This is a genomic window from Thermostichus sp. OS-CIW-32, from assembly GCF_054060415.1.
On the sequence record NZ_JBSSDD010000024.1, the window covers coordinates 1 to 8,019 of the forward strand.

Annotated in this window: 7 protein-coding genes, 1 tRNA gene and 1 pseudogene; 5 read left to right on the plus strand and 4 right to left on the minus strand. The window is 56.9% G+C overall.

What is annotated here, in order from left to right; genetic code table 11:
- From ACVWY8_RS13665 to ACVWY8_RS13680, 4 genes and pseudogenes are all read right to left on the minus strand, one after another.
- Positions 1-337 (minus strand): annotated as a pseudogene (locus ACVWY8_RS13665) (hypothetical protein); the annotation flags it as partial.
- A gap of 158 nt (positions 338-495) precedes the next feature.
- Positions 496-2,853 (minus strand): beta strand repeat-containing protein, encoded by a 2,358-nt coding sequence (locus tag ACVWY8_RS13670; RefSeq protein WP_457394434.1) that lies wholly within the window; start codon positions 2,851-2,853, stop codon positions 496-498.
- A 251-nt stretch (positions 2,854-3,104) separates the two neighbouring features.
- A complete protein-coding gene (locus tag ACVWY8_RS13675; protein ID WP_457397195.1) occupies positions 3,105-5,324 on the minus strand; it encodes a hypothetical protein in 2,220 nt (739 codons plus the stop codon).
- Positions 5,325-5,532: 208 nt separating this feature from the next.
- A complete protein-coding gene (locus ACVWY8_RS13680; RefSeq protein WP_011430273.1) occupies positions 5,533-5,679 on the minus strand; it encodes a hypothetical protein in 147 nt (48 codons plus the stop codon).
- A gap of 201 nt (positions 5,680-5,880) precedes the next feature.
- Here ACVWY8_RS13680 and ACVWY8_RS13685 point away from each other — a divergent pair, with 201 nt between their 5' ends.
- The 5 genes from ACVWY8_RS13685 to ACVWY8_RS13705 all read left to right on the plus strand — a co-directional run bounded on the left by ACVWY8_RS13685 (position 5,881) and on the right by ACVWY8_RS13705 (position 7,906).
- A complete protein-coding gene (locus ACVWY8_RS13685) occupies positions 5,881-6,180 on the plus strand; it encodes a ferredoxin (protein ID WP_011433206.1) in 300 nt (99 codons plus the stop codon).
- Between the two features lie 175 nt (positions 6,181-6,355).
- Positions 6,356-6,673 carry a hypothetical protein gene (locus ACVWY8_RS13690; RefSeq protein ID WP_457394429.1) on the plus strand — a complete coding sequence of 106 codons (318 nt, stop codon included), beginning with the start codon at positions 6,356-6,358 and terminating at the stop codon, positions 6,671-6,673.
- 113 nt (positions 6,674-6,786) lie between these two features.
- The gene (locus ACVWY8_RS13695; RefSeq protein ID WP_457394426.1) at positions 6,787-7,428 is read left to right on the plus strand and encodes a Uma2 family endonuclease; all 642 of its coding nucleotides are present in this window, start codon (positions 6,787-6,789) and stop codon (positions 7,426-7,428) included.
- Positions 7,419-7,491, plus strand: a tRNA-Ala gene (locus tag ACVWY8_RS13700). Before ACVWY8_RS13695 ends, ACVWY8_RS13700 begins: the two co-directional genes overlap by 10 nt.
- A 76-nt stretch (positions 7,492-7,567) precedes the next feature.
- Entirely contained in the window at positions 7,568-7,906 is a 339-nt protein-coding gene (locus ACVWY8_RS13705; RefSeq protein ID WP_457394423.1) for a hypothetical protein, read from the plus strand.
- Positions 7,907-8,019 lie beyond the last annotated feature (113 nt).

The following is an 8,019-nucleotide window of genomic DNA, read 5'->3' on the forward strand; positions in this document are numbered from 1 at the left end:
TCTGGACAGTAACTGTGGAAACACGCCCAATGGCCTCTGCGTTCTGACCAATGGCTGCAAAGGCTTGCCCAATGGCCTCTGTGTTCTGGGCGGTGGCTGCAAAAAGACGCTCGATGGCCTCTGTGTTCTGGACAGTAACTGTGGAAACACGCCCAATGGCCTCTGCGTTCTGACCAATGGCTGCAAAGGCTTGCCCAATGGCCTCTGTGTTCTGGGCGGTGACTGCGAAAAGACGCTCGATGGCTTCTGTATTCCGGGCAGTGGCCTGGGCAGTGGCCAGCGTCTGCTGGGCCAAGACCTCCAAGATGGCCTCTACCCGCTCCAACCGCTCGGACATGGGGTTTCTCGGCAGCTTAGGATCCCATTCTATTAGCACCCCCGCCAGCTTGGTACTGCCGCGGCAAACCATTGTACGTAGCAGCGAGCCCAGGACTGGAAAAAAAGGGAGAGACCCAGGCCTCTCCCTTAGCTGAGCTAACACAAAGATAAGATCGCCTAAGGTTCGACTGGTGTAAGGGAAGAACCAAAGGTATTGCCACTACTATTAGCGTATTGGTTAATCAAGGTAGGGGGAGCACCAGTAGACTTGATACCTCTTGTATTAGGGTTGGTGATCTGGAACTGGTTGTTAGCAATTTGCTGCGGAGTTGCACCAAGACCAAGCCCAATTTCAACAACGGGCTGGAAGGGTACGTTGTAACCCGTGAAAACGTTCTTTGTCAAGATTATCGAGCCACTGGTGGCGGTACTGTTCACGGCGCGAGTGGCACCATTAGTATTGCCATTCAAGTCAACGGTGCTGTTCTGGACGACCAGGGCACCACCCCCATGATTGACAGCAATCACGTCGTTACCAAGATTGGCTATCTGCTTAAGGACGCTGTCTATGATGGTAACGCCGTTAGTACCGGCATTTACAACCTTTTGACTTGCTACAGCGGGATCGAAGTCAACTTTACTGTTAATAATCTGAGCAGCCGCAGCGGTAGCCTCGATGCATGTGCCACTAGTGCCAATTTTACAACTGAAAGTCACACCATCAAGCGTTTTAGCCAATTTGATAATGGCTGTTTGTGCTGCACTCGCATTCGCTACAACTGTGGAGTCCTTGAGGATTCCTTTAACAATAAGCTGGTCACCCTGACCGCCAGCAAAATCGTTACTAAGTGTGATGGTCGAATCTGTAACAGTAGCTCCAGCAGCTACCGTTACCTGCTCCACGTTACCACCAGTATCTTCAACGATCAGCTTGCTCGCCTTGCCTTCAATGGTTAACTGTTTGGTATTGAGGTTAATCTTGATGTCGTTCACCGTGACTGCTGAGCCGATGGTAAAGTTTGCTCCTAGTTGCACCTCTGCCAACCCACCGGCTGCGGCTGGCTCCGGTTGAATTGTGATTGTCCCGTTGTTGATAGCATTAACTTCAGTGACTGCATTGGACAGGGTCTCAGCATTAAGGCCAGAACCAGCACCAACAACTTTGAGGATAACCGGCAGGTTTGGCGTAGCCTGCTGCAAGGTCTTGGCAGCCGTGAAGGCTTTTTCAAAGCTGGTAGGCGTAAGGGGACTGGATCCATCTCCTGTTCCCTTCGGCAGCACAAAGATAGTCTTGGGAGCCACGAGTGGTCCTGCCGTAATGGTGGCCTTCACCGTCTTGCTGGCGATAGTAGTCGGGTAGTTGGTGGCCGTCGTGGTAGCAGCTCGCCCAATAGTGATGGTGGACTCACCAGCACCCACCCCTGTTACGGTTATCACCTGAGGCGCCGTGTTCCCCTCAGGGAAGGTCAGAGTTGGCAGGTTAACCGTCGCCACCGTTGGCGTGTTGGATACCACACTGACCACTAGGTTGCCATTGAGCGGGGGCTGCGTAGGGGCTACTGAGAAGGTTACCGTCGAGCCCACCTGGGTAGAAACCTCTGTTGGATTAACCACCAGTCCTGCCGCCACTGGGGGCTCCACCTTCACCGGCACGGTGACCGGCGGCACTCCCGCGTAGTTGGTGGCTTCATTGGCACCCGCAACTGTAACTACAATGCTGGCCGTGCCAGTAGCCACACCTGAAACAGTTACCTGCTGAGCACCGGTGCTGCCCACCGGGAAGGTCAAGGTAGAAGAGCCGGCAATGGAGGCGATGGTGGAATCCGTGCTCACCACGCTCAGCACCAGCTTGCCACCCGCTGGGGCTACATTGGGCTTGATGTCCAAGGTAGCCTTAGAAAGAGCCGGAAGGGTTAAGCTGCTGGGAGTAACTACAATAGAAGGAGTAGGCGTCGGAGTTGGAGTGGGGGTCGGGGTGGGCGTCGGGGTCGGTGTTGGTGGAGTCTTGAAGAAGGTATCCAACTGAGTTTGAGTAACGCTTACCCCCGGAATCTTCAGGGTGCCGGACACAAAGGTGTTGACCTTGGCCGCGTCTACACCCACAGTGGACACGGCAAACAAAATGGCGGCATCCTCGCAGTTGACAACTCCGTTGCCGTTGAAGTCGGAGATAGCGGGCTGCAGCGGGTCACCTAGCCCGGTGACATCGCCGGCCGTAATCGGCCCTGCTTTAAGCGTGTTGTTGACGAAGCTGACGATTTTGGCAGCGTCGCCGGTGTTGAGGCTGCAGGCGGCAAAGAGCACTGCCGCATCCTTGCTGCTAACCGAGGTTTTCACCCCGTCGTAGTAGAAGGAGAGGCCCTCGGCAACGGGAGCAGCGGTTTCGGGAACTTGAGCCGAGATGGTGGAAGGAACCTGCGTAACGGTAGGCGTGTCGGCAGAGCAGGCCGCTACCACCCCGGTTAGAGAAGAAGCCAGCGCCAAGGAGGCCAGCGTGGAACGCAAGCTGTGCTTGAGGTTGCGGTTAGACATCATCAATCTCCAAGAAGAAAGGCTCTACAACTGGTTGAAGCCTTGGCAAGCGCAGCTCAACTCACTACAGGGAAACCCACAAAGGCCTAGCTGCTAGTAGTATACCCATGCAGAAGCCAAAAAGTACAACAAGGAAACCAATCGAACGAAGAGATGCGCAAGCCAAGCGAGATGGAAAAAGCGACCTGCCGCCACCAAGCAACTTTTCAGTCAGCCCAATAGAAGCAGGCCGCTGTCGCAAAGCTAGCCAAAGGCTAGTTCACCGGAATGGCAAGCCCGAAGTTGAAGTAGGTGGTGCTGCCGGGGTTGGTGCTGTTGTCAAAGGCGCTAATGGTAGTACCGACAACCGTAATCGGCCCAGGTGAAGAAATGGCGGGAGTCACCCGAATCTGGCCAGCAAAGGGGATGGTAAATGGCCCTGGGAAGGTAGCCACATTTCCAGATACGGAGGTGGAAGTGGTGATGACCGGAGCACCGCCTGGCCCCGTCACCGTCACCGTCGCGCCAGCAGGCAGGCCTGGGATAGTGATCGTCACACCTGCAGGCGTAGGCGTAGGCGTGGGAGTAGGCGTTGCCGGTGGCGCGCCTCCAGGCTGGAACTGCAGACTGGCCCCTGGGCCGAAGCCCACTGCCGAGCAGAGGGCATCCGACACCACGCCAAAGACAGTAGAGGTGAAAGGAGCTGTATCCACGAAGTTCAGAAGGTTGCCCGGGGCTCCCGCCAAGCTTTCTTGGCGACCGCACACGGCAAAGCCAGGGATGGGCGTGGGCGTGATGGTGTTGTTGAAGAAAGCCTTGAGAATGGTGCCCTCCCCACCCAGGGCCCCCGCCGAGGTTGGCGTGAGGTCAACGCCGGGACGAGCGTAGACAGCCAGAGTGCCCTGCGGCGGCAGGTTGAAGGTGTTGCCCGTCACCGAAGCTGTGGCAAAAGGAGCCAGAGTTCCCGGTGCCTGAGTCTGCCGATCCACAATGGCCGCAATGAAGGTCGGGCTGCCGATGGAAGGCTCAAAGCGGTTCTCGCGAATGGTTACCGTGTTGGGCTCAGCCGACACCACATGTACGCCGGCAACTGTGAAGCCGCGCAGCAGGTTCTTGTAAACCTCCGCCTGCGAGAAGTCGCAGACTTGCACAGAGACGTAGGCATCTGACTGAGTGGGCCGCGTGAAGTCGTTGAAGGAGACTTTTACGTTGCGGGTGGTGAGGTTGGCTAGGTCACACTCGCCAATGGCTACTTGGTAAAATGCAGCCGGCCCAGCAGCGTCCGGATCTGTGGTGGAAATGCCAGCAATCCGGAATCCATTGCCCTCCGTTCCGCCCAGCGTGGCATCGGCGGCCAGGATCTTGACCGAACGCACCGTGCTCGTGCCGTCAATGGAGTTCAAGGTCAAGCCAGGCCTGTCGGCAGGCAGAAGAATCTCGCCCTCAGGCACAAAGTCTCCAGGACCAGCCGTTACCGTTGGGTTGGGACCGGCCACTTCGGCAATCGCGCGGGTGATGGAGAGGTAAACGTTGCTGGTGTTGCTGTTAAACACCAAGCGCGTGTTTCTAGCAACGATGTCACGGCGCTCCACGGCATTGAGGCCACTGCCTCGCTCGTCGCGAATGGCGTAGACGTTAGCCGTTCGGGTTATGGGAGTAATGTCGTTGCCGGCAAAGGTTACCAAGCTCAGCCCGGTCACTGCAGGCTCGATAAAGATGCCAGCCGAGCCCGCACCCACATTCTGCGGCCCCAATTTAATCAACTGAGTTTCCACGACATCGGGAGCTGCGTCGTAGCCCAAGAAGATGTTGTTGGTCTCCACCCGCAGGTTGATGCCTGCGTTGTCGCCGGCAATGCGAATACCCGCTGAGTTAGCTGCGCCAGCCACAAAGAGGTTGGAGCGGGTTACTGTCAGGTTCTTAGAGGTGACGCCAGCAGCAGCTGAGCCAAAGCCAATGGCTACCCCACGGGAAGCTGGAGTGGTTACTGTGGGGAAGAGAACGATGTCTACGCCGGTAACGGTAACTTCAGTGGCGTCCTCGGCATTGATACCGTACTCGATGGCCGCCAGGGAGCGGGTGTTGAGAATGCTGAAGTTCTCCAGGACAACGCCAGCGGCATTGCTGGTCACCTGTACCGGAGCGCCCGTTTCCGCACCAACCACAACCGCGTCGCCCACCAGACCCGTAGCGCTACGTACCGTCACGTTGCTGCGGTTAATCACAATGTTCTGGCGATAGAAACCCGGCTGCAGAACGATGGTCAAAGGCTGCGTCCGGTCAGAAGTGGCAATGATGCGACTGATATCGCTCTCAGGCGTAACAACCACCCTGCCTGCTGGGGCTGGAGTGGGAGTTGGGGTAGGAGCTGGAGTCGGAGTTGGAGCCGGCGGCGGAGGTGGAGGAGGTGGAGGAGGCACAGGCACCACAGAGCTGGTACTGTCTTCGCCACAGCCTGTCAAGATCACGGGCAGAAGCACCACGGCAGACGCCAAGGTTAGAGAACCAAGTGACTTCAACAGCCACTTATGCGTTTTTCCGTTCATTTTTCTCCTCTTAACCAAAAAAGTAGGGTTCGGCTGAACACTTCCCTTAACTTACCCGATTAACCAACCCGAAGCAACTGAGAAGGCTAAGGGCTTGATACTCGGATGGGAGACGCACACACGCCTGTGTCAGCGGTTGCTCTGGTTACTCCGTAAATCATACAGTCAGATCCGCCCAACTTGGCAAGTCTTGCCATTTTTTTTCCAGGTGCAACCCAGGAGCTACAGGGATCCCTGCCAAGTCCAAGTTGAACAGAGAGGATTGCGGAAGAATGACCGGTGGGATCTGCGGCAGTTCTGCCATCGGAGCCGAGGTTCACCCTTCATGCAGACGCTGCGGGCTAACAGCCCTCTTGAGCAGCCAGAACCCTTACCCGGCAAGCTTTCCCGGATCCACCTGCAAAAAACCGGAAGATTTGCCTATTTCCTCACAAAAGGGTGCTTGATCTGGGGCAGAAGGGTGGCAGGATGAGGAGTGGATGTTTTTTCTGGAGACCCAACCAGGATGGCTACCTATAAGGTCACTCTGATCAACGAGGAGCAAGGCTTAAACGTCACCATCGATGTGCCGGATGACGAGTACATTTTGGACGTGGCGGAAGAGCAAGGGATCGAGCTGCCCTATTCCTGCCGCGCCGGTGCCTGTTCGACCTGTGCCGGCAAGCTGGTGAGCGGCACAGTGGATCAAAGCGATCAGTCCTTCCTGGACGATGATCAGATCGAGCAGGGCTATGTGCTGACCTGTGTGGCTTACCCTACCTCCGACTGCACCATCATCACCCACCAAGAAGAAGCCCTTTACTGATCGAGCTTGAATTTCCGTCCTCACCCCCGGCCCCTCTTTATTAAAGAGAGAGGGGTTTTTGTTTTGGGTGGCCCAAGGGGGTGTTCGAGCGCTCCGCGCTGCTGAGGCCCTCACCCAGAGGGAGAGGAGAATTGGCAGTGGTAGGATTTCCTTATTCTGTAGTGCTTCAGCAACCATGACCCCTGAGCAAGAGCAGTGGCTGATTCAAGCCATCCAAGAGTTACAAGCCTCCCAAAGAGAATTGCAGGCTGCCCAGCAGGAGCTGCGCCTTGTCCAACAAAACCAGCAGCTCCTCATTCAAGAGCTGCGGGAGGGACAGGCAATGCTGGCGCAGTTCTTTCGCGAGTCACTGGATCGGTTTGACGAGCGCACCCGGGCTATTGAACGGCGCACGGAAGCTCTGGAACGGCGCACCGACCAAATGGCGGAGGAGATGAGAGAGATGCGGCAAGAGATTCGGGATCTGCGCCGCGATTTTCTGGAACGGCGTTAGCTTCCATCCAACCGTGGCCCAAGCGCTCACAGCCCCGCTCCCAGGGGAAGAGAGGGGTTGTGTGAGATACAGGGCTAGCATGGCAACAGAGAAACTTTTGGCCGAGACGGTGTATGGCTTGGGCAAGGGGATCCGTTTCTGCACCCTCAACAGCTCGCCTGAGGTTGGCCGAATACCTTGTTTATTCGGATGGCGGGGATACCCGCTATGAGCTGGTGGCGGGAGAGTTGGTTCCCATGGCCCTTCCAACCGGACGGCATGTGCAAATTCAAAAGTTTCTCAGCCGAGTTTTCGAGGCAGAGATTGCACGGCAGCAGTTGCCCTGGACAACGATACAGGGAGGCTTGGGGATCCAGTCGCCACGGGGCAGCCACCGGTGGGATTCGGTGCGGATTCCCGATGGGGTGGTGCTGCCTTTGGAGCAATGGCAGGAGATGGGATCCCGGGAGGCGTTGATCCGCCTAGAGGAGCCGCCGCTGCTGCTGGTGGTGGAGGTGGTGAGTGAGTCGAGCCGGGCAGCAGACTACCGGGCCAAGCGGGCAGAGTACTGCGTTTTGGGGATCGGCGAGTATTGGATTGTGGATCCCTTGGAGGAGAAGGTGAGCCTGCTGCTGCTCCATGAAGGCTGGTACGATGTGCTGGAGCTGAAGGGATCCGAGCGGCTGCCCTCGAAGGTTTTTGTGGGGCTGGAGTTACAGGCGGGGGAGATCTTGGCTGCGGATTCGGGTTATTCTGGTAAAGCTACGGGGAGTTAGCTCAGTTGGTAGAGCGCTGCGATCGCACCGCAGAGGTCAGGGATTCGAGTTCCCTACTCTCCATCGCCCTCACCCCTGGCCCCTCTCCCAGCAGGAGAGGGGTGGTAGGATTTCCTTATTCCGTAGTGCTTCAGTAACCATGACGCCCGAGCAAGAACAGTGGCTGATTCAAGCCATCCAAGAGTTGCAAGCCTCCCAAAGAGAGCTGCAAGCCTCCCAAAAAGAATTGCAAGCTGCCCAGCAGGAGCTGCGTCTTGTCCAGCAAAACCAGCAGGTTTTGATTCAAGAGCTGCGGGAGGGACAGGCGATGCTGGCGCAGTTCTTTCGCGAGTCAATGGATCGGTTTGACGAGCGTACTCGGGCCATCGAACGCCGCACAGAAGCACTGGAACGGCGCACCGACCAGATGGCGGAGGAGATGAGAGAGATGCGGCAAGAGATTCGGGATCTGCGCCGCGACTTTTTGGAACGGCGGTAGCTTGGGCTCAAGCGCTCTGCGTTGCTAGTGTAACCATCCCCGGATCCTTCTCCCAGGAGGAGATTTAGGGTGGTAGGATTTCCTTGTTCTGTAGCGCCTTGGTAACCATGACA